Genomic DNA, 26,982 nt, shown 5'->3' with positions numbered 1-26,982 from the left:
GAGACGGGCGGGGGCGGTTCCCCGCCGCCCCTTCCGGCTATCCCCGCACCCTCTCCGCCACCGCCCGCGCGAGCTGCGCCGCCTGGTTGCGGATGTCGGGCACGGCCGTGCATTCCCAGAACACGCCGCGGATGAGCGGCCCGAGCGTCCAGAGCGGGGCCGGCAAATCGCCGGTCACTTCGCCCGCGACCGAGAGGTCGGGGTGCACGTCGAGCCCGATGCCGAAGGGACCGGGCCGGACCAGCCCGCGGCCGATCAGGCGGCGCAGGAGCGGGTCGGCGGTCTCGGCGACCCGGCCGATGCCGCGGGCGTCGAGGATGCACTGGACCGCGAAGGTCTCCGTCTCCCCTGCCCCGCGCGGCCGGCAGGTGACCAGCGCCTCGTCGGGCCGGTCCTCGATCGAGAGGAGCCGGGCTGCGCGGACCTCCAGCGTGCCCGCCGCGATCTCCGCGGCGATGGCCGCGCCCGCGGGCGGCGCGGCGCGGTGGCGGTGGACGTCCCAGAACGGGCGCAGGTGGCGAAGGAAGCGCGCCTTCTCGGCCTCCGGGAGGCCGAGCCAGAGCGTGTCGGTGATCGGCCGCAGGGCGTCCAGCACCCCGTGCCAGCCGACGCCGACGGCGGCTGCCGCCGCGACCTCCCGGCGGATGCGGGCGAGCAGCCGCGTGAGCGAGGCGCGCTCCCCCGCCGAGAAGTCCGGCAGCGGCCAGGCGCCGGCCGGCGCGTGCACGGTGGAGACTTGTCCCCGGCGCGAGAGCGCGACGATGCGGCCGGCAAAGCCGTGACGCCTGAGGTTCATCACCGCATCGACCATGCTGAGGCCGGTGCCGACCACGAGGACGGCGCGATCCGGGTGCAGGCGCCCGAACCCGTCCGGGTTCCAGGGATCGGCCCGGTGGCGGCTGGCCGGCTCCTCGGGGGCGGCGAGGTTGCCCATCGCCAGCACGGCGCCCGCGGCGGGAAAGCGCCGGCCGCCCTCGCTGCGCAGGACGAGGCGCCCGTCCTCCGGCGCGATGTCGGTGATCGCCTCGTTGACGAGCTGCAGGCGCGGGGCGCCCGGCCCGGTCACGGCGGCGGTGAGCAATTCGGAGAGGTAGCGCCCGTAGAGGCCGCGGGCCGCGAAGGTGCCGGCAGAGGTCCGGCGGATGCCCTCGGCCTCGTCGGCACCCGCCAGCCAGTCCTCGAACTGCGACGGCCGGTCGGGGAAGGCGCTCATGTTGGCGGCGCGCACGTTGAGGAGGTGGTCCGGGTTGCCCGTCGCGTAGGCACGCCCGCGCCCGAAGCGCTCGGCGCGCTCGCAGAGCAGCACCGGCCGCCCCGGCGGCAACTGCGCCAGGAGCTGGATCGCCGCCGCGGTGCCGCTGAACCCCGCCCCGATCACGGCGATCGGGAGCGGATGCGCCTCGGCGGGGAGCGGTCGGTCTGACATCGGTCTTTCGGGAACCCGGGTCGGTGCGGGAGCCCCGGCGGCTCCCGCGGAAGAGTAGCCTGCCGTACCCCGGGCCGCCATGGAAGGCACCTCCCTTCTCCGGGCGGGACGGCGAAGGTCGCGCCCGCCGCCCGCGCGGCCCGGAGACGAATCTTCGCCCGGCCGCTCCGGTCATGGATCCCAAAGGTCGAGACCTTTGGCGGGTGCAGGGCAGAGCCCGCATTGGCTTCCTTCAACCGGCGAAGCCGGTTGAAGGAAGCCAAACCCGGGGCTGCGCGCCCCGGACCCCGCCCAAGGGCCTGAGGCCCTTGGGGATCCCCAGGGCGCTCAGACGACCGGCGCAGCCACCTTCTGGCGCAGGCCGGTGATCACCGCCTTCAGGATCTCGGTGCCCGCGGCGGCCGGATCGGGGGTCGGCACGTCGCCGCGCGCCGCGTAGATGCGCTCGTGCACGAAGGCGAGCTTGGCGATCACCGCGGGCGTCAGCACGAAGGGGTAGAGGTCGCTCTGGCCCATGCTGCGCGAGAGCGAGTTGATCGCGTAGGTCAGCGGCAGCCACGCCGCGATCAGGCGGTCGAGGTCCGGCGTCCGGTAGGGGTCGAAGTCGATCACCACCGGCTCGCTCCGCCCCGTCCGGAGGCGCGGGCGCAGGTGCAGCTCGAAGGTCGAGGCGGTCTCCACCGTATCGACGATGTGCAGGTAGTGCGCGAAGGTCTCGGCGAAATCCTCCCACGGATGGCTCGTCGCGTAGGTCGAGACGTAGGATTCCTCCCAGTTCGCGGGCGCGCCGCTGGCGTAGTGCGTCTGCAGGGCGGCGGCGTAGTTCAGGCTCTCGTCGCCGAACAGCGCCCGGAACGCGTCGAGATGGGGGCTGTTCTGGACGAGCAGGTACCAGAAATAGTGCCCGATCTCGTGCCGGAAGTGGCCCAGTAGCGTCCGGTAGTGCTCGCCGAACAGCGTCCGGCGCCGTTCGCGCTCGACGTCGTCGGCCTCGGCGATGTTCATCGTGATGAGGCCGTTGAGGTGCCCCGTCATCACCGGGGGGCCGCCCAAATAGGTCTCGGAGGGATCGACCAGGAAGTCGAAGGCGAGGCCGTCCGTGTACTGGGCCCGGGTCGCGAGCGGCAGGTCGAGGCGCAGCAGCGAGTAGAACAGCCGGTGCTTGGCCGCCTCCACCTGCCGCCAGCGCGTGAGGTTCCAGGGAATCGTGAGGTCCGGCACCACGTGGTTGTGCCGGCAGGTGGTGCAGAAGATGTCGGGGGACTCGTCCGGCACCAGCCAGTTGCAGGCGCCGTGCCGGGCATTGGCGCAGAAGCGGTAGCGGCGGCCCGAATGCGCGTAGGCGTGGTAGACCGGAATCCCGGCCGAGCCCGGATGGGCCGAGGTGCCGACCGGCTCCAGCGCCGAGACCTCGTGCCGGTCGCAGACGTAGCCAAGGCGCCGCTCGCAGCTCTCGCAGGCGGTGGCCTCGAAGGTCACCGGCTGGTCGCAGGCCTGGCACTGGAAGATCTTCATACGTGGGTTCCGAGGCCGGCGCGTCCGTTGCGGCGGCCGGGCCGGGGACAGGCTTATCCTGTGCCACGCCCTCGACGCGTCAAAGTGTCTTGACGGACAAAGTTCCCTTGCCTCCTAACCGGGCCGTGCGACCGCCGCCCTCGACCCGCGGCGGGGCCGCACGGAACTTGCTTGCGGCGTCCCCCGTGTATCATCGGGCGTCGCCCCGCCGCGCGGCGGGATCGGGCGGCGTTCGTGCCCGGAATCGCTCAGACGAGACTGCCCGTGTCGATCAAAGCCGCCCTGCACCACGTCACGCACTACCGCTACGACAGGCCCATCAGCCTCGGGCCGCAGGTGATCCGCCTGCGCCCGGCGCCGCACGCGCGGGTGAAGATCCCGGCCTACGCCCTGACGGTGACGCCGCAGAATCATTTCCTGAACTGGCAGCAGGACCCGAACGGCAACTGGCTCGCCCGCCTCGTCTTCCCGGAGAAGACCGACGAGTTGAAGATCGAGGTCGATCTCACCGCCGAGATGGCGGTGATCAACCCGTTCGACTTCTTCGTCGAGGACTACGCGCAGGAGATGCCCTTCGCCTACGAGGCGGACCTGAAATCCGAGCTTGCGCCCTACCTCGCCCTCGACGAGGCGCAGGGACCCGAGCTCGACGCCTTCCTGGCCTCGCTGCCGGAGAAGACCGGGGGCGAGACCAACACGGTGCTGTTCCTCGTGGCGCTGAACCGAGCGGTTGCGGACGCGGTCACCTACGGCGTGCGCATGGAGCCGGGCGTGCAGAGCGCCGCAGAGACCCTGACCCTGGAGTCCGGGTCCTGCCGCGACTCGGCCTGGCTGATGGTGCAGATCCTGCGCCGCCTCGGCCTCGCGGCACGCTTCACCTCCGGCTACCTGATCCAGCTCGTGCCCGACACCACCGCGGTCGAGGGGCCGGAGGGCACCAAGACGGACTTCACCGACCTGCACGCCTGGGCGGAGGTCTACCTGCCGGGGGCCGGCTGGGTCGGGCTCGACGCGACCTCGGGCCTGCTCTGCGGCGAGGGCCACATCCCGCTGGCCTCGACGCCGCACTACCGCACGGCCGCGCCGATCTCCGGTCTCGCGGAGCCCGCCGAGACCGAGTTCGGCTTCGAGATGGGCGTGACCCGCGTCGCCGAGTCGCCGCGCGTGACGAAGCCCTTCTCGGACGGCGTTTGGGCCGACATGGACGCGCTCGGCGAGCGGGTCGACCGGGACCTTGCCGCGCAGGACGTGCGCCTGACCATGGGCGGCGAGCCGACCTTCGTGTCGATCGACGATTTCGAGGCGGAGGAGTGGAACACCGGGGCGGTCGGGCCGACCAAGCGCCACCTCGCCGACCAGCTGATCCGGCGCCTGCGCGACCGCTTCGGCGCGGGCGGCCTGCTGCATTACGGCCAGGGCAAGTGGTATCCGGGCGAGAGCCTGCCGCGCTGGGCCTTCGGTCTGTACTGGCGCCGGGACGGCAAGCCGGTCTGGTCGAACGCCGACCTGATCGCGCCGGAATCGGGCACGGGCGCCACCATCACGCAGGCCCGCAGCTTCACCGAGGCGCTGGCCGAGCGGCTCGGCCTGCGCGCCTACGTCATCCCGGCCTTCGAGGACACCGAGCACTGGGAGAAGGAGCGCGAGCGCCTGCCCGTCAACGTCACGCCGATCCGTGCCCAGAGCGGCTCGGCCGAGTACGATGCCCGGATCAAGCGGGTCTTCACCCGCGGCTTCGGCGAGCCGACCGCCTACGTGCTGCCGCTGGCAAGCCTCCCGATGGGGGGCTTTTCCGAGCGGGCCTGGATCTCGGAGGCCTGGGACTTCCGCCGCGGCCACGCCTTCCTGGTGCCGGGCGACTCGCCCGCGGGCTTCCGCCTGCCGCTGGGCTCGCTGCCGCACGTGCCGCCCGAGAGCTACCCCTACTACCAGCCCCAGGACCCGCTGGAGGCCCGCGGCGATCTCGCCGACCATCCGGGCCGCGCGGCCCCGCGCAACGGCGGCGGGGTCGAGGGCGTGGCGGTGCGCACCGCGCTCGCGGTCGAGCCCCGCGACGGGGTGGTGCGGGTGTTCATGCCCCCGCTCCAGCGCATCGACGAGTATTTCGAGCTCGTCGGCCACATCGAGGCGGCCGCCGCCCAGTGCCGCCAGCCCGTCCACATCGAGGGCTACGAGCCGCCCTACGACCCGCGCGTCAGCATCGTGAAGGTCACGCCCGATCCCGGCGTGATCGAGGTGAACGTGCACCCGGCCGCCTCCTGGCGCGAGGCGGTGGCGATCACCACCGGCCTCTACGAGGAGGCGCGCCTAACCCGGCTCGGCGCCGAGAAGTTCATGACCGACGGGCGCCACACCGGCACCGGCGGCGGCAACCACGTTGTGGTGGGCGGCGCGACGCCCGACGACTCGCCCTTCCTGCGGCGCCCCGACCTGCTGAAGAGCCTCGTGCTCTACTGGCAGCGGCACCCGTCCCTCTCCTACCTGTTCTCGGGCCTCTATATCGGCCCGACGAGCCAAGCCCCGCGCATGGACGAGGCGCGCCACGACGGGCTCTACGAGCTGGAGGTGGCGCTGAACCAAGTGCCGGAGCCGGACGCGCCCAACATCCCGCGCTGGCTCGTCGACCGGATCTTCCGCAACATCTTGGTGGACGTCACCGGCAACACCCACCGGGCCGAGATCTGCATCGACAAGCTCTACTCGCCGGACGGGCCCACGGGGCGCCTCGGCCTCGTGGAGTTCCGCGCCTTCGAGATGCCGCCGGACGCCCGGATGAGCCTCGCCCAGCAATTGCTGCTGCGCGCGCTGATCGCGTGGTTCTGGCGCGAGCCCCAGACCGGTGGTTGTGTCCGCTGGGGCACGGGGCTGCACGATCGCTTCATGTTGCCCCATTTTCTGGCGGCCGACTTCCGCTCCGTGCTGGATGACCTCGCCCGGGCCGGCTACGCTTTCGACCCGGCCGCCTTCGAGGCGCAGAGCCTGTTCCGCTTCCCCGTCTTCGGTCAGGTGGAGCACGCGGGCGTGCATCTCGAGCTGCGTCAGGCGCTGGAGCCGTGGCACGTGCTCGGCGAGGAAGGATCGAGCGGAGGGACCGTGCGCTTCGTCGACAGCTCCGTCGAGCGCCTGCAGGTGAAGGTGACCGGCTTCGTGCCGGGGCGCCACGTCATCGCCTGCAACGGCCGGCGCCTGCCGATGACCGCGACCGGCACCGCCGGGGAAGCGGTGGCGGGCCTGCGCTTCAAGGCGTGGCAGCCGGCCTCCTCGCTCCACCCGACGATCCCGGCGCATTCGCCGCTCACCTTCGACATCCTCGACGCCTGGAGCGGGCGGGCGCTCGGCGGCTGCCGCTACCACGTCTCCCATCCGGGCGGGCGCAGCTACGACACGCACCCGGTCAACGCCTACGAGGCGGAGGGGCGCCGCCTCTCGCGCTTCCAGCCGCACGGGCACACCCCGGGCCGGGTCGCGATGCCGCGCGAGGAGGTCAATCCCGAGTTCCCGCTCACCCTCGACCTCAGGACGCCCGGGCCGCAATGACCGCGCTCGCGGAGGTGAGGGAGAAGGCGGGCGGCCCGGCGCCGCTCGCCCGCTGGACGGACGGCTACGCGCCGCTGCCGGGCCGGCCCGACGAGTACCTCGCCCCCGACGGCACACCGCGCGACGCGTCGTGGTCGCACCTGCTCGACCAGCTCGGGCGCCTCGGCGAGCCCGAGATGATGGCCCGCTTCGTCTCGGCGGAGCGGCACATCCGCGATGCCGGCATCTCCTTCCGGGTCTATGGGGACCAGCGCGAGCACGCCTGGCCGCTCGGCTCCCTGCCGCTGGTGATCGGGGCCGCCGAGTGGCGCGCGCTCTCCGCCGGGCTGGTCCAGCGGGCCGAGCTGATGGAGGCGATCCTCGCCGACGCCTACGGCCCCGGCGACCTCGTGGCGGGCGGCCACCTGCCGGCCGCCGTGGTGGCGGGCTCGCCCGAGTTCCTGCGCCCGCTCCACGGGGTCGCGCCGCCGGGCGGGCGCTACCTCAAGCTCTACGCCGCCGATATCGGCCGGGGCCCGGACGGGCGCTGGCGGGTGCTGGCAGACCGGACCCAGGCCCCCTCCGGCCTCGGCTGGGCGCTGGAGAACCGGATGGTGCTGGCCCGCGCCTTCCCGGACATCTTCGAGGCCTGCCACGTCGAGCGCTTCCCGGCCTTCTTCCAGGCGTTTCGCGACGGCCTCGCGGCGGGTGCCGAGCGGGCCGACCCGCGCATCTGCCTGCTGACCTCGGGCCCCTACAGCAGCACCTATGTCGAGCAGGCCGCGCTCGCCCGCTATCTCGGCCTGATGCTGGTCGAGGGCGACGACCTCGTGATGCAGGACGGGCGCCTGCACGTCCGCACCGTCTCGGGGCTGAAGCGCTGCGACGCGCTCTGGCGCCGGATCGACGCCGACTATCTCGATCCCCTGGAACTGAACCCGGCCTCGCGGCTCGGCGTGCCGGGCGTGCTCGAAGCGCTGCGCAACGGCAGCCTCGTGATGGCCAACATGCCGGGCTCGGGCCTCGTCGAGTCGGGCGCGCTCGAACCCTATCTCGACGGCATCGCCCGGCGCATGCTCGGCGAGCCCCTGCGGCTCGCCGGCCCGCCGACCTGGTGGTGCGGCTGCCCGGACGGGCTCGCGCATGTCCGCGACAACCTCGATGCCCTGACGCTGCGCCCGGCGGCGACGCCCCAGCGCGGGGCCGGACGCGACGCGCTGCTCGGGGCGCAGGCGCTGGCCGCCGACCGGGCCCGCGCCGTCGCGACGCTCGGCGAGCGGCCCTTCGACTATGTGGGGCAGGCGCTCGGGCCCCTCTCGACCATGCCGGGCTGGGAGCGGACCGACGCGGGCCTGCGCCTCGTGCCGCGTCCCTTCGTGCTCCGGGTCTTCGCCGCGCGCACGTCCCAGGGCTGGCAGGTGATGCCGGGCGGCTTCTGCCGCGTCGCCGAGCGCGAGGACGCCGACCCGACCGAGATGCGCCTCGGCATCCGGGCGGCCGACGTCTGGGTCCTCTCCGAGACCCCCGTCGAGACCGCGACCCTGGTTCAGGGGCGCCCGCCCCGGGTGCGGCGGCTTGCCGGCCACCTGCCCTCGCGGGCCGCCGACGGGCTGTTCTGGTTCGGCCGCTACACCGAGCGGGCCGAGGGCGTGATCCGCCTCGTGCTCGCCCATCTCCGGAGCGTGGGCGACGCCGTCGTCACCGACATCGCCGGCGGCGCCTACGCGCCGACCGCCGCCCGCATCCGTCGCCTGATCGCCGAGTGGGGCGCGGGCAGCGCCGCCGACCTGCCGACCGCCGCGCTGGCCCAGGAGGCGCTCAGCGGGCGCACGGCGCCGGGCTCGGCCCGTGCCCATATCGAGTCGGCCCGCCGGAACGCCGCCAAGCTGCGCAACCGCCTCTCGGGCGAGGCCTGGCGCGTGTTGGCGGACCTCGTGGACCTGCTGGCCCTCGATCCGGGCCGGGCGTTTACCGAGTCGCAGCTCATCGGCCGGGCCGAGCGGGCGCTGAGCCACCTCGCGGCCCTCTCGGGGCTCGCCCATGAGAACATGAGCCGGGCGGCGGGCTGGCACTTCATCGATCTCGGCCGGCGCATCGAGCGGGCGATCAACACCTGCGACTTCGCCCTCGCGCTCGCCGACGACGAGGCCACGCCCGAGAGCCTCGGCGTGATGCTGGCGCTCTGCGACTCGCAGCTGAGCTACGGCTCCCGCTACCTGCAGGGCGTGGCGCTCGACCCCGTGCGCGACATGGTGCTGCTCGACCCCTACAACCCGCGCTCCGTCGCCTTCCAGGCGGAGGCGATCGCCCGCCACCTCGCCGACCTGCCCGCGCTCGCCGCCGACGGCGTGCCCGAGCCCCATTGCCGGCTGGCCGCGCGCATCGTGGCGGAGTTCCGCAGCGGCGAGGCCGCCGATTTCGACGCGGTCGGCATGGCACGGGTCGAGGGCGAACTGGAGCGGCTCGCCGACGCCATCGCCGGCCGCTACTTCCCGGCCGGCCCCCAGGCGGCGCGTCCGGAGAAGCTCGGGGGGCTCGGGTGATCTACACGCTGCGCCACCGCACCACCTACCGCTACGCCCGGCCCGTGCGCTTCGCCCGCTGCTCCCTGCGGCTGAAGCCGCGGGACGGCGACGGCCAGACCGTACTGGCGAGCGCGGTGACGATCGAGCCGAGCCCGGCCAGCGCGGTGACCCGGCGGGACTATTTCGGCATCGAGGCGCTCGGCATCTGTCTCGACACGCCGCACGCCGAGTTCGTGGTCGAGGCCAATTCCCGGGTCGCGGTCGACCGGCCCGCCCCGCCCGAGCCGGAATCCGGTCCCGCTTGGGACGCGGTGCGCGACGCCGTGGTGGCGAGCCGCGACCTCTCGGGCCAGGCGCCGGTGCACTTCCTCTTCCCGAGTGCCCGCGTGCCGCTGGTGCCCGCGGTGACGGACTACGCCCGCGCGAGCTTCGGGGCCGGCCGTAGCGCCTACGGGGCGGCCCACGACCTGATGCGCCGGATCCGCGCCGATTTCCGCTTCGATTCCGCGGCCACCGCCGTCGATACGCCACTCGCCGACGCGTTCCGGCTGCGCGCTGGCGTCTGCCAGGACTTCGCCCACGTGATGATCGCGGGGTTGCGCGGCATGGGCCTGCCCGCGGCCTATGTCAGCGGGTACCTGCGCACCACCCCGCCTCCGGGCCGCCCGCGCCTCCAGGGGGCGGATGCCAGCCACGCCTGGGTCGCGGTCTGGTGCGGGGAGCGGTGGCTCGGCCTCGACCCGACGAACGACTGCGCGGTCGGCAACGACCACATCGTGGTGGCGCGCGGGCGCGACTACGGCGACGTGTCGCCCATCGACGGCATCGTCACCGCCTCCGGCCGGCAGCGCCTGCGCGTCGAGGTGGACGTGATCCCGGAGGGTGAGGCCGCGCCGGAACTGGCGCTGGCGGTGTAGGGCGTGCCGCCTACGCGTCGTCGAGCGCCGCTCGCCAGTCACAGCCGGCGTAGAAGACGCGCAGGATCGTCACTTGAGATGCATCGACCGTGAAGGCGATCGTCAGCCGTCGAGCGAAGCCGACCGTCCGGAGGCCGGGCCGAATATCGTCGCGTCGCGTTCCACGCTCCGACGCGACGTCGAACCCCCTCAAGTACGTCTCGACGCGTTCGATAAAGGAGAGGGCGACCGTGGGCGATGCCGCCTCGGCGATCCAGGCGTAGAGATGGAGTAAGTCATCCCGCGCTTCAGGTGCGAGGACGACGATCCGGTGGATCACGCGTGGCCTTTCAGGCGCTCTGCATGATGAGCACGGATCTCGGAGAACACGCTCTCGGCGGAGAGGCCACGGGCAGGATCCGCCACCATCGCGTCGAAGGTCGGCGCGACCTCCTCGCGCAGCCAGCGCTCGACGGCATCGTCCCGCTCCCGGAGAGCCCGCAGGCCGGCACGGACGACCTCGCTGGTGGACGCATATGCGCCTGAGGCAACCTTTGCGTCGATAAAGGCTGCGTGCTCCGCCGGCAGACTGACGGTTCGCTTCTCGACTGTGGACATGGACGCCTCCGCACATCTCGGCATCCGCATGGTATGAACAATCCATACCGCCGTACAGTGCGCGGACCCCTACCCCCCGCCATCCGCGAAGCGCCGAAACGCCTCCAGCGTCTCGCCGCTGACGTGGTGCTCGATCCCCTCCGCGTCGCGCCGGGCCGTCTCGGGGCTGACGCCGAGCGCGCAGAGGAAGCGCTCGACCACTTGGTGCCGCTCGCGCGCTTGGTCGGCCAGGATCCGTCCGGCTTCGGTGAGGAACACGCCGCGATAGGGCCGCTGCTGCACCAGCCCGTCCTCGGAGAGGCGCTTGAGCATCTTGGCGACCGTCGGCTGCGCCACGCCGAGACGGGCCGCGATGTCGACCTGCCGCGCCTCGCCGCCGTCGCCGATCAGGTCGGCGATCAGCTCGACATAGTCCTCGGCGAGTTCCGAGCGCCGGGCCTCCCGGGCCTGCCGGAAGCTCGCGACATGGATCTCCGGATCGACGAGCGGGTCGCCCGCGGGGGCGGTCGTGCGGCTGGCCTGCATCGGTCGGGACACCTCGTCCGGGAGAGGAGTAGCGGAGGGCTGGCGGCCCTCATAGCCCAGGAGGCGCGCCGCCGGGAGCCCCCGGCCAGCCCTGGCCCGGCCTGTGCGGTCCGGCGACTTAGCTGTTCACAACGGTTATAGCAGGGGCTATATTGCGGCGCATGGGCCGGCCCGGCCCCCGAGGATCTTCGTGAACGTCAGCCCGCATCCCATTGCCCCGGACCCGAGCTGGCGCTCCGCCGAGGCGGCGGACGAGCCGAGCCTCGGCGCGCTCAACGCCAGCGTGGCGGTGCGGGCGAGCGGCTCCTGGCCGCGGCGCCTGCTCGGCTTCCTCGGGCCGGGCTACATGATCGCGGTCGGCTACATGGACCCGGGCAACTGGGCGACCGACATCGCGGGCGGCGCCCAGTTCGGCTACACGCTGCTCGCCGTCATCCTGATCTCGAACCTGATGGCGATCGTGCTGCAGGCGCTCAGCGCCCGGCTCGGCATCGCCACGGGGCGCGACCTCGCCCAGGCCTGCCGCGACGCCTATCCGCGACCCGTCGGCTTCGCGCTCTGGCTCGCCTGCGAGGCGGCGATCATCGCCTGCGACCTCGCCGAGGTGATCGGCACGGCGATCGCCCTGAAGCTGCTCTTCGGCCTGCCGCTCTGGCTCGGCGCCGTGATCACCGCCCTCGACGTGCTGGTGGTGCTGCTGCTGCTGCGCCGGGGCTTCCGGGCGCTCGAGGCCTTCGTGATCGGGCTGCTCACCGTCATCTTCGTCTGCTTCGCGGTGCAGATCGCGCTGGCCGCCCCCCCGGTCGCGGCGGTGCTCGGCGGCTTCGTGCCCTCCGCCGAGATCGTCACGAACCCGGCCGCCCTCTACATCGCCATCGGCATCATCGGCGCCACCGTGATGCCCCACAACCTCTACCTGCACTCCTCCATCGTGCAGACCCGCGCCTACCCGCGCGACCTCGCGGGCAAGCGCGAGGCCCTGCGCTTCGCGGTGGCGGATTCCACCATCGCCCTCACGCTCGCCCTCTTCGTCAACGCCGCGATCCTGATCCTGGCGGCCTCCGTGTTCCACGCCTCCGGGCGCACCGACGTGGAGGAGATCGAGCAGGCCTACGAGCTGCTCTCGCCGCTGCTCGGGGTCGGCCTCGCCTCGACGCTGTTCGGGGTGGCGCTGCTGGCCTCGGGCCTCAACTCGACCGTGACCGCGACGCTCGCCGGGCAGATCGTGATGGAGGGCTTCCTGCGCCTGCGCCTGCCGAGCTGGGCGCGACGCCTGATCACCCGCGGCATCGCCATCGTGCCGGTGGTCGCGGTGGCGATCATCTACGGCGATGCGGGCACCGCCAAGCTCCTCGTGCTGAGCCAGGTGGTGCTCTCGATGCAGCTGCCCTTCGCGGTGATCCCGCTCGTCAGCTTCGTCGCGGACCGGAGCAAGATGGGCGCGCTGGTGGTGCCCGGCTGGCTGAAATGGCTGTCCTGGGCCATCGCCGGCATCATCGTGATGCTGAACCTCAAGCTCCTGGCCGACACGCTGACGGGCGTGTGACCGGCCCCGCGATGGGATAGACGGGCGCCGTCGCCGGGTTGCCCCGGCGGGCGCGGCGATCCCGGATGAGCGTGCAGGCGAACACCAAGCGAACCTATGCCGGCCCCGATCTGCGCCGACTGGTCGAGGCGCGCGCCCGCGCCCTCGGCTTCTGCGCGCTGGGCCTGACCACCCCCGACGCGGTGCCGCTGCTGCCGGAGCGCCTCGCCGCGTGGCTCGCCGAGGGCGCGCAGGGCGAGATGGGCTGGATGGCGGAGCGCGCCGACCAGCGCGCGGATCCGGCGACGCTCTGGCCGGCGGTGCGCAGCGTCTGGGTGCTCGCCATGAGCTACCGGCCCGAGACCGACCCGCTCGCCCTCCTCGCCCGGCGGGATCGCGGCGCGATCGCGGCCTATGCCCAGCGGCGCGACTACCACGAGGTGCTCAAGGGCAAGCTGAAGGAACTCGGCGGCTACCTCTCGGCGAAGTCGGGATGCCCCGTGAAGGTCTTCGTCGACACCGCCCCCGTGATGGAGAAGCCGCTCGCCGAGGCCGCCGGGCTCGGCTGGCAGGGCAAGCACACGGTGCTGCTCTCGCGCGAGCACGGCAACTGGCTCCTGCTCGGCGCGATCTACAGCGCCGCCGCGATGGAGCCGGACACGGCCGGCGCGGGCCGCTGCGGCACCTGCCGGGCCTGCCTCGACGTCTGCCCGACGGCGGCCTTCCCCGAGCCCTACCGGCTCGATGCCCGGCGCTGCCTCTCCTACCTGACCATCGAGCATGCGGGCCCGATCCCCGAGGAATTCCGCCGCCCGATGGGCAACCGGATCTTCGGCTGCGACGACTGCCTCGCGGTCTGCCCCTGGAACAAGTTCGCGCGCACCGCCGCCGAGACCCGGATGAGCGCCCGCAACGACCTCGCCGCGCCGCCGCTGGCGGAACTCGCCGCGCTCGACGACGCCGGATTCCGGGCGCGGTTTGCCGGCACGCCGGTCAAGCGCACCGGCCGCGACCGCTTCCTGCGCAACGTGCTGATCGCGATCGGCAACGCGGGCGATCCCGCCCTCGGTGCGGCGGCGCTCGACCATCTCTCCGACCCCGCGCCGCTCGTGCGGGGCATGGCCGTCTGGGCCCTCGCGCGCTACCTCGACGGCGCGGCGCTCGATGCGCTGCACGCCCGGCACGGCGCGGCCGAGACCGACCCGCACGTGCGGGCGGAGTGGCGGGCGGCGCTGGCGCGCGATCCGGAGACCTGAGGACCCATGAACCTGTTCGTCTTCGGCCTCGGCTTCTCGGCCCGGCGCTTCGCGGAGGTCGCGCGCGGGCGCTTCGGGCAGATCCGGGCGAGCGTGACCGATCCGGACAAGGCCCGCGCGCTCTCGGACGAGACCGGCTTCTCGGTGCGCGCCTTCGGGCCGGAGGGGGATGATCCGCGCATCGCCGACGACCTCGCCGACACCGACGTGCTCCTCGTCTCGGTGCCGCCGCAGCCCGAGGGCGACCCGACGCTGCGCGCCTACCGGGACGTGATCGCGGCGAGCCGCGTCCGCTGGATCGGCTATCTCTCGACCATCGGCATCTACGGCGACCACGGCGGCGCCTGGATCGACGAGACCACCCTGCCGGCGCCGTTGAGCGCCCGTTCGAAGATGCGGCTCGCGGTCGAGAACGCCTGGTTCGATCTCGGGCGCGAGACGGGCAAGGCCGTGCAGGTCTTCCGGCTGTCGGGCATCTACGGGCCGGGCAGGAATCCCATCGTGAAGCTGCGCGAGGGCCGCTCGCAGCGCATCGTGAAGCGGGGGCAGGTCTTCAACCGGATCCACATCGACGACATCGCGGCGACGCTCATCGCCTCGATCGAGCACCCCCGGGCGGGAGCCGTCTACAACGTCACCGACGACGAGCCGGCCCCCCCGCAGGTGGTGACCGCGTACGCCGCCGGGATCGCCGGCCTGCCGCTGCCGCCGGAGGTCGATTTCGAGACCGCCGACCTCAGCCCGATGGCCCGCAGCTTCTACGGCGAGAACAAGCGCGTGCGGAACCGGCTGATCCGGGAGGAACTCGGCGTGGCGCTGGCCTTCCCGACCTACCGGGAGGGCCTGGCCGCCCTGAAGGACGCCGGGTAGGCGCCGCTCATCCGGAAGGCTTCCGCCCCGGCCGCAGCAACCCGCTTCGCGAAGTCCGGGCAAGCCCGTGCTCGGTCTTGTTCCAGCGGTTCGGCGCCCGCACCAGCTCGAGCACGGCAAGCCACGCCGCGAGGCTGACGCAGCAGAAATAGGCCGGCATCAGGGGCACCCAGACGGTCAGGTCGAGCCAGCCCCTCCGGATGCAGCCGAGCGCCGCCGGCAGCATCAGGGCGAGGAAGCCGGCGACGAAGAGCAGCACGGACAGGCCCTGCGGCAGGCGGGACAGCAGGGTCGGCGCCTCCGGCTGCGTGCGCAGGAACAGGTCGTAGACGGTCAGCACGAGGTAGAGCGGGTAGACCAGCGCCGAGAGCACGGCACCGGGCACCAGCGCCAAAGCCGCGAGCCCCCGTACCGGGCCGAGGCGCCGGATCGTCTCCAGGGGCGCCCGTCCGTGCGTCAGGCTGGTCTGCAGGAAGCCCTTGATCCAGCGCACGCGCTGGTGGAGCCAAGCCCGCCCGCGGACCGGTGCCTCCTCGATCGTGCCGCTCGGCAGGTCGCCCACATCGTAGCCCGCGAGCGCGAGGCGGACGCCGAGGTCGGCGTCCTCGGTGACGTTCCAGGCGTCCCAGCCGTGCAGGTCGCGCAGGGTGCGGGTGCGGAAATGGGTCGAGGTGCCGCCGAGCGGCATCGGCAGGCGCCAGCGGGCGAGCGCCGGGTTCAGCACCCCGAACAGGCCGAGATATTCGAGCGTGAAGAAGCGGGCGAACCAGGAATCGCCCGGGTTGTCGATGAGCAGCCGTCCCTGGAGCGCGGCGGTCGTCGCGGGCGAGCGCGCGAACAAGGCCGCGGCGAGCCGGAGCTGGTTCTCCGCCGGCACGTCCTCGGCGTCGTAGACCACGAGCAGGCTGCCGCGGGCGAGCGGCAGGGCGGCGTTGAGCGCCCGCGGCTTGGTCCGGGGCAGGCCCGGCGGCATCACCACCGTCTCGAACCGGGCCGGGAACGGATAGCGGGCGAGCGCCCGCGCGGTCTCCGCGTCGTCGGCCTCGATCAGGAACTTCACGTCGAGCTTCGCGAGCGGATAGTCGAGCCGGGCGAGCGCCCGGACGAGCCGGTCCACCACCGCCCCCTCGCGGTACATCGCGATCATCACCGTGTAGGTGGGCAGTTCCGCGTCCGCGAGCGGCCGCACGCGTGCCGCGATCACCCCGGCCCCCAGGAAGGCCGCGCCGATGCGCAGGCCGGTCATCGCCAGGAACACGAGCTGCACCGCGACCGTCACGGCCAGCGCCAGCATCGGCGGCAGCGCCGCGAAGAGGCAGAATCCGGTGCAGGCGAGCAGGAAGAGGAACAGCAGCCAGCGGTTGGCGGGCTCCCGCCCGAAGGCCCAGTGGGGCGCGCGGGCCTGGAGGTTGTCCGCCGCGTAGGCCGCGACCTCGGGCCCGCGCGCCGCGAACACCGCCTCGCGCAGCCGCGTCGGCGTGGTGATCGCCGGCATGCCGCGCCGGTACCCGGTCTCGAGGAGTTCGGCCACCTGCGGCCCGCGGGGCGCGAGCACGCAGGGCGCCACCGCCCCCGTGGCGAGCGGCGCGAGCCCGGCGACGAGGCTGTCGGGGAAGCGCAGGCCCGGCCCGAACGGGATCGCGCCGTCGAGGAAGGGCGCGCCGAGCGCACGGGCGAGCGCCCGGTAGTAGTCGTCCTCGTGGATCAAGCCGGCGTTGAGCATCGCGGTCGCGGCGTCGGTGCCGCTCGCCCGGGCGAGGTCGGCGGTCCGGGCGAGGCGCGCGGCCGGCACGCCCGCCCGGAGCAGGAAGGCGATCTCGGGTGGCAGCGCCCGCGCGTCGGAGGCGGGCATGGGTGGGCGAGGCAGGAACGACACGGATCCCCCGCTCCCGCGGCCCGCGGAACGTGCTAGACAGGCGGGCGAGCCGAGCCGCCTGACCGGGGCCAGCGGACACTAGGACTGTTATCCCGTCAAGACGCGTTCGGCATGATCTCAAGATTCCGGTTGATCCTTGCGGCAATTCTGTTCTTCGCGCCCGCCGCGCAGCAGATCCGTGCTGAGCCTGCTCCGTCCGAGAGCGTGAGGATCCCGAACTTCTGGAACCCGCGGGCGCGCGGCGAGCGGATCGAGGCGCCCCAGACCGGCCGCGCGGTCCGCTTCCTCACCGACGACGAGTTCCCGCCGCTGCACTTCGCCGGCCCGGACGGGGCGCCGACCGGCTTCGCCGTCGAGTTGGCCCGCGCCGTGTGCGAGCGCCTCGCGATCCCCTGCACGGTGCAGGCCCGCCGCTTCGACACGCTGCTCGACGCGCTGAACGAGCGCCAGGGCGACGTGGTCGCCGCGGCGATCCCGCTGACCCCGACGCTCCGCGAGAAGTTCCTGGCGACGCGGCCCTATTTCCGCTGGCCCGCCCGCTTCGCCGCCCGCACGGGCGCGCGCCTGCCGCCCCCCTCCCCCGAGGGGCTGGCGGGCCGCAGCGTGGGCGTGATCGCGGGCAGCGCCCACGCCGCCTATCTCCGCGCCTTCTTCCCGAAGGCGCAGGCGAAGGACTTCACCGACCTCGCCGCCGCCGAGGGCGCGCTGAAGCGCGGCGAGACCGACTACCTGTTCGCGGACGGCGTCAACCTCGCCCTCTGGCTCGGGGGCCAAGAGGCTGCCGGATGCTGCGCCTTCACGGGTGGCGACTACCTGGAGAACCGCTATTTCGGGGAAGGGATCGGCCTCGTGACGAGGCCCGAGGACGCCGCGCTGTCCCGCGCCCTCGACGACGCGCTCCAGCGCCTCTGGGACGACGGCAAGTACGCGGAGCTGTACCTGCGCTTCTTTCCCGTGAGCCCGTTCTGAAACGGCGGGGCATCCACTATGTTTCGGATCGGGGTTCCGCAGCGGATGAATCCGTCATGGCACGCATGACCCGGTTCGCGGAGGTCGCCGCGGTGCGCGGCGCGGAACGGCACCGCCGGGCCAGGGGACTGGCCGAGCGTTGCCTCGAGGCGCTCGGCGTGCTCGGCTATCGAGCCGCCCTGATCGGCTCCCTTGCGACGGACCGCTTCCGCCTGCACTCGGACATCGACATTCTGGTCGAGAGCAGGGTCGATCCGGCCGAGCGGGCAGAGGTCGAGCGCGTCGTCGCAGGCATCATCCGCGGCGCTGGAATCCCCTACGACCTGATCTTCGCCTGCGATCTCACGCAGGAGCAGCGGGAGGCTTTCGAGCATGATCGCGTCGTCGCATCCCGCCTTCGCGAAGCTCGGGCCGAAGCTTGAGCGGGCCGCGCGCGAACTCCGGAACCTCGATGCCTTCCTCGGGCAGTACGATGCCCTGCCGCCGGAGGCCGTCAACGCCTGGGGCCGCATGACGGCGATCGCCGCTGCAATCCACAACGTCTACAACGGCATCGAGGACACGCTGCTCAGTCTCGCCAATGATATCGACGGCTCGGTCCCGACCGGCGAGACCTCGCATCAGGATCTGCTCGATCAGATGCGCGCCGCCGTCCTGGGTCTGCGTCCCCCGCTTCTCGATGACGCTCTCTACGTCGCACTGACCGAGCTGAAGGGCTTTCGGCATAGGGTTCGGCATCGGTACGGTTTCGATCTGGATCCAGGCAAGACCAACGAGAGTCTCGATCGGATGCGGGCGACATTCCCGGCCTATGTCGAGGCCGTGCGCGGGCTGGAGCGCGACCTCGCCGGCGATCCTGGCGTCCCTTCCAGCGCGGATCCGGCATGAGCCCCCCGCGTTGACCCGTCCGGCGCCCCTACCGTAGTGAGGCGGGTTCTCGGCACATGCTGGAACGTACCGCTTCATGCCCGCCCCGCTCACCCTCGACCCCGACCTGATCGAGGCGGCCGCGCACGCCGCCGCCTGGCCCTTCGAGGAGGCGCGCAAGCTCGTCGCGCGGCTGGAGCGGAAACCCAAGAACGAAGTTCTGTTCGAGACCGGCTACGGCCCGTCGGGCCTGCCGCATATCGGCACCTTCGGCGAGGTCGCCCGCACCTCGATGGTGCGCCACGCATTCCGGGTGCTGACGAAGGACGCGGTGCCGACGCGCCTGATCGCCTTCTCGGACGACATGGACGGCCTGCGCAAGGTGCCGGACAACGTGCCGAACCGCGAACTCCTGCAGGGCGCCCTCAACCTGCCGCTGACGCAGGTGCCCGATCCATTCGGGACGCATGACAGCTTCGGCGCGCACAACAACGCGGAGCTGCGCCGCTTCCTCGACGCCTTCGGCTTCGACTACGAGTTCCGCTCGGCCACCGAGTGCTACCGCTCGGGCGCCTTCGACGCGACGCTGATGCTGGTGGCCGAGCGCTACCAGGCGGTGATGGACATCATGCTGCCCTCGCTGCGCGCCGAGCGCTCGGCGAGCTACTCCCCCTTCCTGCCGATCCACCCGGTCACCGGCCACGTGATGCAGGTGCCGATCGATCGCGTGGACGCCGCGAAGGGCACGCTCGCCTGGCGCGACCCCGCCACGGGCGAGGCCTACGAGACTCCGCTGACCGGCGGCCACGCCAAGCTGCAGTGGAAGCCCGACTGGGCGATGCGCTGGGTGGCGCTCGGCATCGACTACGAGATGGCAGGCAAGGACCTGATCGACTCGGTCAAGCTCTCGGGTCAGATCGCCCGCGCGCTCGGGGCCGAGCCGCCGGAGGGCTTCAACTACGAGCTCTTCCTCGACGAGCGGGGACAGAAGATCTCGAAGTCGAAGGGCAACGGGCTCACCATCGACGAGTGGCTCGCCTACGGTACGCCGGATTCGCTCGCGCTGTTCATGTTCAGCAAGCCGCGCGAGGCCAAGCGCCTGTTCTTCGACGTGATCCCGCGCCACGTCGACGAGTACCTGAACTTCCTCGACCGCTACCGGAGCCAGGACGCCAAGCTGCGCCTCGGCAACCCGGTCTGGCACCTGCACGCCGGAACGCCGCCCGAGCCTGAGCGCGTCGAGGGCGGGGGCGTCAACTTCGCGATGCTCCTGAACCTCGCGGCGGTGGCCAACACCGAGGACAAGGCGGTGCTCTGGGGCTTCATCCGGCGCTACGCCCCCGGGATCGGGCCCGAGACGCACCCCTATCTCGACCGGCTGGTCGGGCACGCGCTGGCCTATTTCCGCGACTTCGTGCGCCCGGCCAAGACATACCGGGAGCCGACCGCCGAGGAGCGCGCGGCGCTGGAGGATCTGGCCGCGACGCTGGCGCCGCATGCCGGCTCGACCGATCCGGAGGCCTTGCAGGCCGCGGTCTACGAGGTCGGGCGGCGCCACTTCCCCGACCTCTCCGGCAAGGCCAAGAGTCCGGACGGGCGGCCCGGCGTGTCGCAGGCGTGGTTCTCCACGATCTACAACGTGCTGTTCGGCGAGGCCCGCGGCCCCCGTTTCGGCTCCTTCGTGGCCCTCTACGGCGTCGAGGAGACCCGGGCCCTAATCGCCGCGGCGCTCTCGGGCGCGCTGATGGCCGACCACGCCGCCTTCACGGCAGGCCGGTCGGCGGCCTGAACGCGTTCTCCGGTCGGCGGCGCCGGAGGGCGCGGATCTCCCTCTCCCCCGTATGCGAGGAGAGGGGGGCGGCCTCAGAACGAGCGCGGCAACCCCAGGATGTGCTCGGCCACGTAGGACAGGATCAGGTTCGTGGAGATCGGCGCGACCTGATAGAGCCGCGTCTCGCGGAACTTGCGCTCGACGTCGTACTCGGCCGCGAAGCCGAAGCCGCCGTGGAACTGGATGCAGGCGTTGGCCGCTTCCCAGCTCGCCTTGGCGGCGAGGTACTTGGCCATGTTGGCCTGGGCCCCGCAGGGCTCGCCCGCGTCGTAGAGCCGGCAGGCCTCGTAGCGCATGAGGTTGGCCGCCTCGACCTCGATGAAGCTCTCCGCGATCGGGAACTGCACGCCCTGGTTCTGGCCGATCGGGCGGCCGAACACGGTGCGCTCACGCGCGTAGGCCGTGACCTTGTCGATGAACCAGTAGCCGTCGCCGATGCACTCGGCCGCGATCAGCGCCCGCTCGGCGTTGAGCCCGGTGAGGATGTACCGAAAGCCCTGCCCCTCCTCGCCGATCAGGTTCTCGGCCGGGATCTCGAGGTCGTCGAAGAACAACTCGTTGGTCTCGTGGTTGACCATGTTGAGGATCGGGCGGACGGCCATGCCCTTCGCTCTCGCCTCGTGCAGGTCCACGAGGAAGATCGAGAGCCCCTCCGACTTCTTGGCGACCTGATCGAGCGGCGTGGTGCGGGCCAGGAGGATCATCAGGTCGGAGTGCTGGATGCGCGAGATCCAGACCTTCTGCCCGTTGATCACCCAGCGGTCGCCCCGGCGCGAAGCCGTGGTCTTGATCTTCGTCGTGTCGGTGCCGGCCGTCGGCTCGGTCACGCCCATCGATTGCAGGCGCAGTTCCCCGGCGGCGATCTTCGGCAGGTAGTGCCGGCGCTGCGCCTCCGAGCCGTGCCGCACCAGCGTGTTCATGTTGTACATCTGCCCGTGGCAGGCGCCGGAATTGCCGCCCGAGCGGTTGATCTCCTCCATGATCACGGAGGCTTCCGTGAGCCCGAGGCCGGAACCGCCGTAGGCTTCCGGGATGAGCGCGGCCATCCAGCCGGCCCGGGTCAGCGCGTCCACGAAGGCTTCCGGGTAGCCGCGCGCCGCGTCGACCTCGCGGTGGTACGCGGGCGGGAACTCGGCGCAGAGCGCGCGCACCGCGTCGCGGATGTCCTGGTGCTGCCCGTGGTCGATCGTCCGCATCGCGTCCTCCCCGCCGTCACGACGATCTACGGGGGCGCGGCCGGGGCCACAAATACAGCTTGCGTCACCGGGCCATAGCGTTCCGCTATAGGGGCGGCAGGGCCTACCGCAGGTAGGCCGCCATCATCTCGGCGACGGCGCGGGTCGCGTAGGCCGGCGGGGTCTCGCCGCGGCGGACCGGGAAGGCCTCGACCACCCGGCGGCCGGCCAGGATCGCGTCGACCTCCTCCGACAGGAGCCCGTCGTCGAGGGCCGCCGCCAGGGCGGCCCTGCCGTGACCGCGGTCGCGCGGCGCCCATACGACGGCGTCCTCCTCCGGAAGCGCGGGCGTATCGAGGAGATCAAGGGTCGCGTCGAGATCGAACATCGTCGTCATCCTTCCGTGCGGGGGCTGTCGCGGGGAGGCGGCCCGTACACGGAGGGCGCGGGGACGGTTCCCGCGCCGCATCGGTCCTGTTGAAATCGATCCTGTTGGCGTGTGTCCTGTCGCTCGAAGCCATCGTGCCTGTCCGCGGGTCGGATGCGCGGCGCCCGTAAGCACCTGCGTCACGATGGAAATCTACGCCGTCACCCGCGGAATGTGCTTTCAAAGATCCGGTGCGCCGCAGGCGGTCCCTGTCGGCAGGCGGTGCCGGCTTGGAAGGTTGCCGCCGGCCTCAGGTCCGCGCGCCCAGGAGCCCGGCGGCGGCGAGGTTGCGGCGGACGCGCTCCAGCGGCACCTCGGCCGGGTCGGGCAGCACGAAGCGCTCGCCCGTGATCCGCTCGTAGGCGCCGATGTAGACGGCCGCCGTCTCCAGCACGACCTCGGGCGGGATCTCGGGGATCGGATCGCGGTAGGGGTCGCAGCGGGCCACCACCCAGTTGCGCACGAAGTCCTTGTCGAAGCTCTCGGGCGCCGTGCCCGCGGCGAGCCGCTCCGGGTAGCTCGCAGCGAACCAGTAGCGGCTGCTGTCGGGAGTGTGGATCTCGTCGGCCAACACGATGCGCCCGTCCGCGTCGGTGCCGAACTCGTACTTGGTGTCGGCCAGGATCAGGCCGCGCTCGGCCGCGAGCGCCTGGCCGCGGGCGAACAGGGCGAGCGCGGCCTCCGACACCGTGCGCCACTGCTCCGCCGTGAGGAGCCCCGTCTCCAGGATCTCGGCCTCGGTCAGCGGCTCGTCGTGGCCGCCGTCGAAGGCCTTGGTGGTGGGGGTGATGATGGGCCGGGGCAACCGCTCGTTGGGGCGCATGCCGTCGGGGAAGCTGTGGCCGTACATCGTCCGCTCGCCGGCCCGGTAGCGGGTCAGGATCGAGGTCGAGGTGGTGCCGGCGAGATAGCCGCGCACCACCACCTCGACCGGGAGGATGTCGAGGCGCTTGGCCACGACGACGTTCGGGTCCGGATAGGCGAGGACGTGGTTGGGGCAGATGTCGGCCGTGCGCTCGAACCAGAAGCGCGCGGTTCGAGTCAGCACCGCGCCCTTGAAGGGGATCGCGGCGAGCGCCCGGTCGAAGGCGCTGATCCGGTCGGTGGTGATCAGGATGCGGCGCCCGTCCGCGAGATCGTAGTTGTCGCGCACCTTGCCGCGGTAGCGGTTCGGCAACTCGGCGATGTCCGCCTCCTGCAGGACCTGATGGGCGTGCGCGGCGAGGTCGGCCGGGTTCATCGACGGGCGCTCCATGGGCGGCGGCTTCCCCGCCGGAATCTGCCGTCTTGTGCGCGCAACGCCGCCCGAACACCAGCCTTCGGGCCGCCGGCAGCCTGTCTCAGTGGGCCTCCTGCCAATCCAGGGGCGCGCCGCCCGGGGGCGGGTTGCCCCGGCCGCGCCGGGCATCCGGCCGCAGGGCGGCGAGGCAGGCGGCCCCGGCCGTGACCGCGCTCGCGCCGAAGGGGGCCGCCACCAGCGCGAGCGCCGGGCCGAGCGGCTGCCAGAGGGCGGCCAGGGTCAGGGTTCCACCCGCCCAGGCGGCGGACACGTACAGCAGCATGGCGGCCTTTTCTCGAAGCTCCTGGCCGATGCTGAGGCCTTTGTCTTAAGATCCCCTGGACGGCTCCGCCCGCGTTACGCCCTGTTCCGTGCAGGTACGAGGCCGCCGGCTCCACCGAGTTCGGTCCGGATGGTCGTGGACGTGGTACAGTTCCATGCAGTCAGGACATGACACCATCCCCGGATCGGGGGATGGTGCGGCGCAACATGACGTGTCACAACGCTTGTGCACGATCGCGATGGCGTCGCGGTCGCGCAGCCCTCTTTTGGGCGTTTCCTCCCTAGACTTCGGGCCGCTCCTTCGGGAGTGGCCTTTTTTCTTGGTCCGGCTTCTCGGTCCGGGGCTTCTCGTGCGCTCCGGTTGCGAGCCGGGGACCGATGATGCATCGGGGACGCATCGTGGCGCGGCCGGCTTGCCGCGCGCCGTCGGCGGGCAATATCCTCTCCATGACGCCCTCACGCGACGCCCCGGATGACGGCCCCGTGCTCGACGCCCTGGCGCGCGAGCGCCTCGGACGCCAGCTTCAGGCCCTCTACGAGCCCGTTCTGGACGAGGGCCTCGATCCGCGGCTCGCCGAGCTGCTGCGGCAGCTCGACCGCGACCGCCAGGGCGAGGAGGGCTGAGCCGCGACGGTCCCGGGCGCCGGAACGACCACGCGGATCGGCGCGGAAGCCCCGGTCCGATCCGCCGGCGGTACGGCGGCACGGCGAGGGCGATCCGCCGGCTTGGAGCCTCTCGCAGGACGCCCGCTGAACCGTCACGTGCGGAGGGAGGGCGCCCGGTGAGCGGGCGTCTTGTGAGAGGCTCTCAGCCCTCCGTCTGCGCCCAGTCGAAGGAGCGCTTCACGGCCCGTCCCCAGGCGGCGTAGATCCGGTCGCGGTGGGCCGCCTCCATGCGAGGCTCCCAGCGCCGGCCGACGCCCCAGTTGCGCACGAGGTCGTCCTGCCCCCGCCAGTAGCCGGTGGCGAGGCCGGCCGCGTAGGCGGCGCCGAGCGCCGTGGTCTCGGCCACCTCCGGGCGCACCACGGCCACGTCGAGGATGTCGGCCTGGAACTGCATCAGCGCGGTGTTGGCCACCATGCCGCCGTCCGAACGCAGCTCGCGCACCGGGATCCCTGAATCCGTCTCCATCGCCTCCAGCACCTCGCGGGTCTGGAAGGCGGTCGCCTCCAGGCAGGCGCGGGCGATGTGGCCCTTGTTGGCGTAGCGGGTGAGCCCGATGATCAGGCCGCGGGCGCCCTCGCACCAGTGCGGCGCGTAGAGGCCCGAGAAGGCCGGCACGAAGTAGACGCCGCCGTTGTCCTCGACCGTGGCGGCGAGCTGCTCGACCTCGGCGCTGTCCCGGATCAGCCCGAGATTGTCGCGCAGCCACTGCACCAGGGCCCCCGTGATGGCGATCGAGCCCTCGAGCGCGTAGATGGCGGGATTGCCGTCGAGCTTGTAGCCGACGGTGGTGACGAGGCCGCAGCTTGAGGGGACCGGCGTCTCGCCGGTGTTCATCAGCGCGAAGCAGCCGGTGCCGTAGGTGTTCTTGGCCTCGCCCGGGTTGAAGCAGGTCTGCCCGAAGAGCGCCGCCTGCTGGTCGCCCAGGATGCCGGCGATCGGCACGCCCGCGAAGGGCGCCCGCGTCTCGCCGTAGACCTGGGAGGATGAGACGATCTCGGGCAGCATCGCCCGGGGGATGCCGAAGGCGGCGAGCATCGAGGCATCCCAGGCGAGGCTCTCCAGCCCCATCAGCTGCGTGCGGCTGGCGTTGGTGACGTCGGTGATGTGCAGGCCGCCCGCCGGCCCGCCGGTCAGGTTCCAGACCAGCCAGGTGTCGATGTTGCCGAAGAGCACGTCGCCGGCCTCTGCCCGCTCCCGGGCGCCCGCCACGTGGTCGAGCAGCCAGCGCAGCTTCAGGCCGGAGAAGTAACTCGCCAGCGGCAGGCCGGTCAGGGTCCGGAAGCGGTCGCGCCCGCCGTCCCGTTGATACTCGGCGACCAGCCGGTCGTTGCGGGTGTCCTGCCAGACCAGGGCGTTGTGCAACGGCGCGCCCGTGCGCCGGTCCCAGATCAGCGTGGTCTCGCGCTGGTTGGTGATGCCGATCGAGAGCAGGTCCCGGGGCGTGAGACCGGCCGCCTCCAGCGCCTCGCGCATCACGGCTTGCGTGTTCGACCAGATCTCCAGCGGATCGTGCTCGACCTGGCCGGGGCGCGGGTAGATCTGCGCGTGCTCGCGCTGCCGGCAGGCGATGACGCGGCCCTCGCGGTCGAACACGATGAAGCGGCTGCTTGTCGTGCCCTGGTCGATCGCGCCGACATACTGGCTCATGGTCTCCTCCCTGGCTGGTCCGTGTCGGGCCGGTCTTCCTGCCGGCTCAGGGTCTGGAATTCCTGAGGGCCCGAGTCCCTTGGGCGGGGCCCTGGGGCGGTGCCTCAGGTTGGCCTCACCGTCCCGACGCAGTCGGGACGGTGAGGCCGAATACAGGGTTCCACCCTGCACCCGCCAAAGGTCTCGACCTTTGGGATCCATGAAATGCTAGCGGCTTTTCGGGTGGTCGGGCAGCGCCCCGCCTCGGGTTACGCACCTCCCGTCCCGCGGTCGGTCCCAGGCTTGTCCACCGCATTCGCTGGACCCCGGTAAGGTCTTGTTAGGGCCGGGGCCCGAGTTCTGAGGGCCCGGTCGCGGCGCTTCCCGTCGCGATGTCCCCCAAGGGAGAAGCCCGTGCCCGATCCGAGCGCAGCCCTGCTCGAACTGGCGAACGAGATCGTCGAGCTGCGCCTGCAACTCGCCGAGGTCCAGGACCAGTGCGTGGAGATGGCCGTCGATTCCGGTGAGCTGCAGGCCGAGGTCGTGGAGCTCCGCGCGGAGCTCGCGGCCGTGCGGCGCGAGCGCGACGGGTTCCGGGAGCGCCTTCGCCGCTGCGGAGTCGATCGGGTCGCGGCCTGACGCGGCGAAACCTCTCAGGGCCGAGCCGCAGGGCCCTGCACCCGCAAATGGTGGTCGACTTTGAATCCGGAATGCTCAGGTCTGCCGGGCGGTGGGGTGATCAGCGGACCGCGCCGCGTATCCCCAGACCGGCAGTCCTCTTGCGGGCCTCGATCGCACCGATCAGGGCGCGGCCGCGTCGCTCGTGGACCGAGGCCAGGACCGTGAGAAGCTGGCGCTCCGCCGCAATCCGGCTGCCCTGCGCGCAGTCCCGCAGGGCCACGGCGTAGCGGACATGCTTGAACGCTTCTTCGAGCATGTGCGGCTCGCCCCTTCGTCGATGGAGCGGGCTTACGCCAATCAGGCCTAACAGGACGTTGCGAAGGTCCCCTCCCCGCGGGACAACGAAAGAAGCCGCCACGCAGAATTGCATGGCGGCTTCTTTCACGGATGATATGGTGGAGCTAAGCGGGATCGAACCGCTGACCTCCTGCATGCCATGCAGGCGCTCTCCCAGCTGAGCTATAGCCCCGAACTATTGCAGACGGCCTTTCGAACATCTGCGAAGCTCTTGGATCCGAGATCGTGTCGAGGGGGTGTGTCTGTCCTGTGTTTGGCGGGTCTGGCGGCGACCGACTCTCCCGTGTCTTGAGACACAGTACCATGGGCGCTGGTGTGTTTAACGGCCGAGTT

General features: G+C 72.0%; 24 protein-coding genes and 1 tRNA gene. 12 read left to right on the top strand and 13 right to left on the bottom strand.

Annotated features, from left to right (window positions below):
- Positions 1-37: 37 nt before the first annotated feature.
- Both MFF56_RS15710 and MFF56_RS15705 read right to left on the bottom strand, forming a co-directional pair.
- Positions 38-1,426, bottom strand: coding sequence for an FAD/NAD(P)-binding protein (locus MFF56_RS15710; protein WP_238230352.1), 1,389 nt, complete (start codon positions 1,424-1,426; stop codon positions 38-40).
- Positions 1,427-1,753: 327 nt separating this feature from the next.
- Complete coding sequence (locus MFF56_RS15705; RefSeq protein ID WP_066925103.1) at positions 1,754-2,941, bottom strand: zinc-binding metallopeptidase family protein; 1,188 nt, start codon at positions 2,939-2,941, stop codon at positions 1,754-1,756.
- Between the two features lie 264 nt (positions 2,942-3,205).
- On the opposite strand from MFF56_RS15705, the gene MFF56_RS15700 reads away from it, so the two are divergent.
- Genes MFF56_RS15700 through MFF56_RS15690 form a run of 3 tightly spaced genes read left to right on the top strand, consistent with a single transcriptional unit; the run spans position 3,206 to position 9,899 of the window.
- Positions 3,206-6,478, top strand: a complete 3,273-nt coding sequence (locus MFF56_RS15700; RefSeq protein WP_082773240.1) for a transglutaminase family protein — start codon at positions 3,206-3,208, stop codon at positions 6,476-6,478.
- The gene (locus MFF56_RS15695; protein ID WP_066925109.1) at positions 6,475-9,000 is read left to right on the top strand and encodes a circularly permuted type 2 ATP-grasp protein; all 2,526 of its coding nucleotides are present in this window, start codon (positions 6,475-6,477) and stop codon (positions 8,998-9,000) included. The genes MFF56_RS15700 and MFF56_RS15695 overlap by 4 nt, the downstream gene beginning before the upstream one ends.
- Positions 8,997-9,899 (top strand): transglutaminase family protein, encoded by a 903-nt coding sequence (locus MFF56_RS15690; RefSeq protein ID WP_066925112.1) that lies wholly within the window; start codon positions 8,997-8,999, stop codon positions 9,897-9,899. Before MFF56_RS15695 ends, MFF56_RS15690 begins: the two co-directional genes overlap by 4 nt.
- Positions 9,900-9,909: 10 nt before the next feature.
- On the opposite strand, the gene MFF56_RS15685 is transcribed toward MFF56_RS15690, so the two are convergent.
- The 3 genes from MFF56_RS15685 to mntR form a co-directional block, all read right to left on the bottom strand.
- Positions 9,910-10,218 (bottom strand): type II toxin-antitoxin system RelE/ParE family toxin, encoded by a 309-nt coding sequence (locus MFF56_RS15685; protein WP_066925114.1) that lies wholly within the window; start codon positions 10,216-10,218, stop codon positions 9,910-9,912.
- Entirely contained in the window at positions 10,215-10,496 is a 282-nt protein-coding gene (locus MFF56_RS15680; protein WP_066925116.1) for a type II toxin-antitoxin system ParD family antitoxin, read from the bottom strand. The genes MFF56_RS15685 and MFF56_RS15680 overlap by 4 nt, the downstream gene beginning before the upstream one ends.
- Positions 10,497-10,565: 69 nt before the next feature.
- The gene (mntR, locus tag MFF56_RS15675; RefSeq protein ID WP_066925118.1) at positions 10,566-11,021 is read right to left on the bottom strand and encodes a manganese-binding transcriptional regulator MntR; all 456 of its coding nucleotides are present in this window, start codon (positions 11,019-11,021) and stop codon (positions 10,566-10,568) included.
- Between the two features lie 211 nt (positions 11,022-11,232).
- On the opposite strand from mntR, the gene MFF56_RS15670 reads away from it, so the two are divergent.
- The 3 genes from MFF56_RS15670 (at position 11,233) to MFF56_RS15660 (ending at position 14,672) form a co-directional block, all read left to right on the top strand.
- Positions 11,233-12,567 carry an Nramp family divalent metal transporter gene (locus MFF56_RS15670; protein ID WP_066925123.1) on the top strand — a complete coding sequence of 445 codons (1,335 nt, stop codon included), beginning with the start codon at positions 11,233-11,235 and terminating at the stop codon, positions 12,565-12,567.
- Between the two features lie 65 nt (positions 12,568-12,632).
- On the top strand, positions 12,633-13,802 hold the full coding sequence (gene queG, locus MFF56_RS15665; protein ID WP_082773241.1) for a tRNA epoxyqueuosine(34) reductase QueG: 1,170 nt from the start codon (positions 12,633-12,635) through the stop codon (positions 13,800-13,802).
- A 6-nt stretch (positions 13,803-13,808) separates the two neighbouring features.
- Positions 13,809-14,672, top strand: a complete 864-nt coding sequence (locus MFF56_RS15660) for an SDR family oxidoreductase (protein ID WP_066925120.1) — start codon at positions 13,809-13,811, stop codon at positions 14,670-14,672.
- A gap of 7 nt (positions 14,673-14,679) precedes the next feature.
- Here the strand turns inward: MFF56_RS15660 and MFF56_RS15655 are convergent, their stop codons facing one another.
- Positions 14,680-16,524 carry a glycosyltransferase family 2 protein gene (locus tag MFF56_RS15655; protein ID WP_082773242.1) on the bottom strand — a complete coding sequence of 615 codons (1,845 nt, stop codon included), beginning with the start codon at positions 16,522-16,524 and terminating at the stop codon, positions 14,680-14,682.
- A gap of 135 nt (positions 16,525-16,659) precedes the next feature.
- Between MFF56_RS15655 and MFF56_RS15650 the strand changes: the two genes are divergently transcribed.
- The 4 genes from MFF56_RS15650 (at position 16,660) to MFF56_RS15635 (ending at position 20,173) form a co-directional block, all read left to right on the top strand.
- Positions 16,660-17,517, top strand: coding sequence for a transporter substrate-binding domain-containing protein (locus tag MFF56_RS15650; protein WP_238230349.1), 858 nt, complete (start codon positions 16,660-16,662; stop codon positions 17,515-17,517).
- Positions 17,518-17,573: 56 nt separating this feature from the next.
- Complete coding sequence (locus tag MFF56_RS15645; protein WP_066925884.1) at positions 17,574-17,939, top strand: nucleotidyltransferase domain-containing protein; 366 nt, start codon at positions 17,574-17,576, stop codon at positions 17,937-17,939.
- Positions 17,890-18,405, top strand: coding sequence for a ribonuclease toxin HepT-like protein (locus tag MFF56_RS15640; RefSeq protein WP_238230346.1), 516 nt, complete (start codon positions 17,890-17,892; stop codon positions 18,403-18,405). The genes MFF56_RS15645 and MFF56_RS15640 overlap by 50 nt, the downstream gene beginning before the upstream one ends.
- A gap of 76 nt (positions 18,406-18,481) precedes the next feature.
- Positions 18,482-20,173 (top strand): lysine--tRNA ligase, encoded by a 1,692-nt coding sequence (locus MFF56_RS15635; protein ID WP_066925880.1) that lies wholly within the window; start codon positions 18,482-18,484, stop codon positions 20,171-20,173.
- 74 nt (positions 20,174-20,247) lie between these two features.
- On the opposite strand, the gene MFF56_RS15630 is transcribed toward MFF56_RS15635, so the two are convergent.
- The 4 genes from MFF56_RS15630 to MFF56_RS15615 form a co-directional block, all read right to left on the bottom strand.
- Positions 20,248-21,411, bottom strand: coding sequence for an acyl-CoA dehydrogenase family protein (locus MFF56_RS15630; protein WP_066925877.1), 1,164 nt, complete (start codon positions 21,409-21,411; stop codon positions 20,248-20,250).
- 103 nt (positions 21,412-21,514) lie between these two features.
- The gene (locus MFF56_RS15625) at positions 21,515-21,778 is read right to left on the bottom strand and encodes a hypothetical protein (protein ID WP_066925874.1); all 264 of its coding nucleotides are present in this window, start codon (positions 21,776-21,778) and stop codon (positions 21,515-21,517) included.
- A gap of 289 nt (positions 21,779-22,067) precedes the next feature.
- Entirely contained in the window at positions 22,068-23,057 is a 990-nt protein-coding gene (locus MFF56_RS15620) for a phosphoribosylaminoimidazolesuccinocarboxamide synthase (protein WP_066925887.1), read from the bottom strand.
- A 100-nt stretch (positions 23,058-23,157) separates the two neighbouring features.
- Complete coding sequence (locus MFF56_RS15615) at positions 23,158-23,379, bottom strand: hypothetical protein (RefSeq protein ID WP_066925872.1); 222 nt, start codon at positions 23,377-23,379, stop codon at positions 23,158-23,160.
- 446 nt (positions 23,380-23,825) lie between these two features.
- On the opposite strand from MFF56_RS15615, the gene MFF56_RS15610 reads away from it, so the two are divergent.
- Entirely contained in the window at positions 23,826-24,002 is a 177-nt protein-coding gene (locus tag MFF56_RS15610) for a hypothetical protein (RefSeq protein WP_156453433.1), read from the top strand.
- Between the two features lie 184 nt (positions 24,003-24,186).
- On the opposite strand, the gene glpK is transcribed toward MFF56_RS15610, so the two are convergent.
- Positions 24,187-25,692, bottom strand: a complete 1,506-nt coding sequence (gene glpK / locus MFF56_RS15605) for a glycerol kinase GlpK (RefSeq protein WP_066918090.1) — start codon at positions 25,690-25,692, stop codon at positions 24,187-24,189.
- Positions 25,693-26,085: 393 nt separating this feature from the next.
- Between glpK and MFF56_RS15600 the strand changes: the two genes are divergently transcribed.
- Positions 26,086-26,310 (top strand): hypothetical protein, encoded by a 225-nt coding sequence (locus MFF56_RS15600; protein ID WP_066918099.1) that lies wholly within the window; start codon positions 26,086-26,088, stop codon positions 26,308-26,310.
- Positions 26,311-26,410: 100 nt separating this feature from the next.
- Here the strand turns inward: MFF56_RS15600 and MFF56_RS15595 are convergent, their stop codons facing one another.
- Positions 26,411-26,608: a hypothetical protein gene (locus tag MFF56_RS15595; protein ID WP_066918100.1), complete on the bottom strand. Its 198-nt coding sequence runs from the start codon at positions 26,606-26,608 to the stop codon at positions 26,411-26,413.
- A 137-nt stretch (positions 26,609-26,745) separates the two neighbouring features.
- Positions 26,746-26,821, bottom strand: a tRNA-Ala gene (locus MFF56_RS15590).
- Positions 26,822-26,982: the final 161 nt, after the last annotated feature.

It is taken from the genome of Methylobacterium hispanicum (assembly GCF_022179285.1).
GTDB classification, from domain to species: Bacteria; Pseudomonadota; Alphaproteobacteria; order Rhizobiales; family Beijerinckiaceae; genus Methylobacterium; species Methylobacterium hispanicum.
The sequence above is the reverse complement of the archived record's forward strand: the minus strand, read 5'-3'. Positions and strand labels throughout refer to the sequence as shown.

Excerpts from the sequence above, each read along its gene's own strand:
- queG (WP_082773241.1), top strand. The coding sequence starts at position 12,633 with ATGAGCGTGCAGGCGAACACCAAGCGAACCTATGCCGGCCCCGATCTG.
- MFF56_RS15595 (WP_066918100.1), bottom strand. The coding sequence starts at position 26,608 with ATGCTCGAAGAAGCGTTCAAGCATGTCCGCTACGCCGTGGCCCTGCGG.
- glpK (WP_066918090.1), bottom strand. The coding sequence starts at position 25,692 with ATGAGCCAGTATGTCGGCGCGATCGACCAGGGCACGACAAGCAGCCGC.
- MFF56_RS15640 (WP_238230346.1), top strand. The coding sequence starts at position 17,890 with ATGATCGCGTCGTCGCATCCCGCCTTCGCGAAGCTCGGGCCGAAGCTT.
- MFF56_RS15610 (WP_156453433.1), top strand. The coding sequence starts at position 23,826 with ATGACGCCCTCACGCGACGCCCCGGATGACGGCCCCGTGCTCGACGCC.
- MFF56_RS15660 (WP_066925120.1), top strand. The coding sequence starts at position 13,809 with ATGAACCTGTTCGTCTTCGGCCTCGGCTTCTCGGCCCGGCGCTTCGCG.
- MFF56_RS15620 (WP_066925887.1), bottom strand. The coding sequence starts at position 23,057 with ATGAACCCGGCCGACCTCGCCGCGCACGCCCATCAGGTCCTGCAGGAG.
- MFF56_RS15695 (WP_066925109.1), top strand. The coding sequence starts at position 6,475 with ATGACCGCGCTCGCGGAGGTGAGGGAGAAGGCGGGCGGCCCGGCGCCG.
- mntR (WP_066925118.1), bottom strand. The coding sequence starts at position 11,021 with ATGCAGGCCAGCCGCACGACCGCCCCCGCGGGCGACCCGCTCGTCGAT.
- MFF56_RS15645 (WP_066925884.1), top strand. The coding sequence starts at position 17,574 with ATGGCACGCATGACCCGGTTCGCGGAGGTCGCCGCGGTGCGCGGCGCG.
- MFF56_RS15630 (WP_066925877.1), bottom strand. The coding sequence starts at position 21,411 with ATGCGGACGATCGACCACGGGCAGCACCAGGACATCCGCGACGCGGTG.
- MFF56_RS15635 (WP_066925880.1), top strand. The coding sequence starts at position 18,482 with ATGCCCGCCCCGCTCACCCTCGACCCCGACCTGATCGAGGCGGCCGCG.
- MFF56_RS15680 (WP_066925116.1), bottom strand. The coding sequence starts at position 10,496 with ATGTCCACAGTCGAGAAGCGAACCGTCAGTCTGCCGGCGGAGCACGCA.
- MFF56_RS15710 (WP_238230352.1), bottom strand. The coding sequence starts at position 1,426 with ATGTCAGACCGACCGCTCCCCGCCGAGGCGCATCCGCTCCCGATCGCC.
- MFF56_RS15650 (WP_238230349.1), top strand. The coding sequence starts at position 16,660 with ATGATCTCAAGATTCCGGTTGATCCTTGCGGCAATTCTGTTCTTCGCG.
- MFF56_RS15705 (WP_066925103.1), bottom strand. The coding sequence starts at position 2,941 with ATGAAGATCTTCCAGTGCCAGGCCTGCGACCAGCCGGTGACCTTCGAG.
- MFF56_RS15655 (WP_082773242.1), bottom strand. The coding sequence starts at position 16,524 with ATGCCCGCCTCCGACGCGCGGGCGCTGCCACCCGAGATCGCCTTCCTG.
- MFF56_RS15615 (WP_066925872.1), bottom strand. The coding sequence starts at position 23,379 with ATGCTGCTGTACGTGTCCGCCGCCTGGGCGGGTGGAACCCTGACCCTG.
- MFF56_RS15625 (WP_066925874.1), bottom strand. The coding sequence starts at position 21,778 with ATGTTCGATCTCGACGCGACCCTTGATCTCCTCGATACGCCCGCGCTT.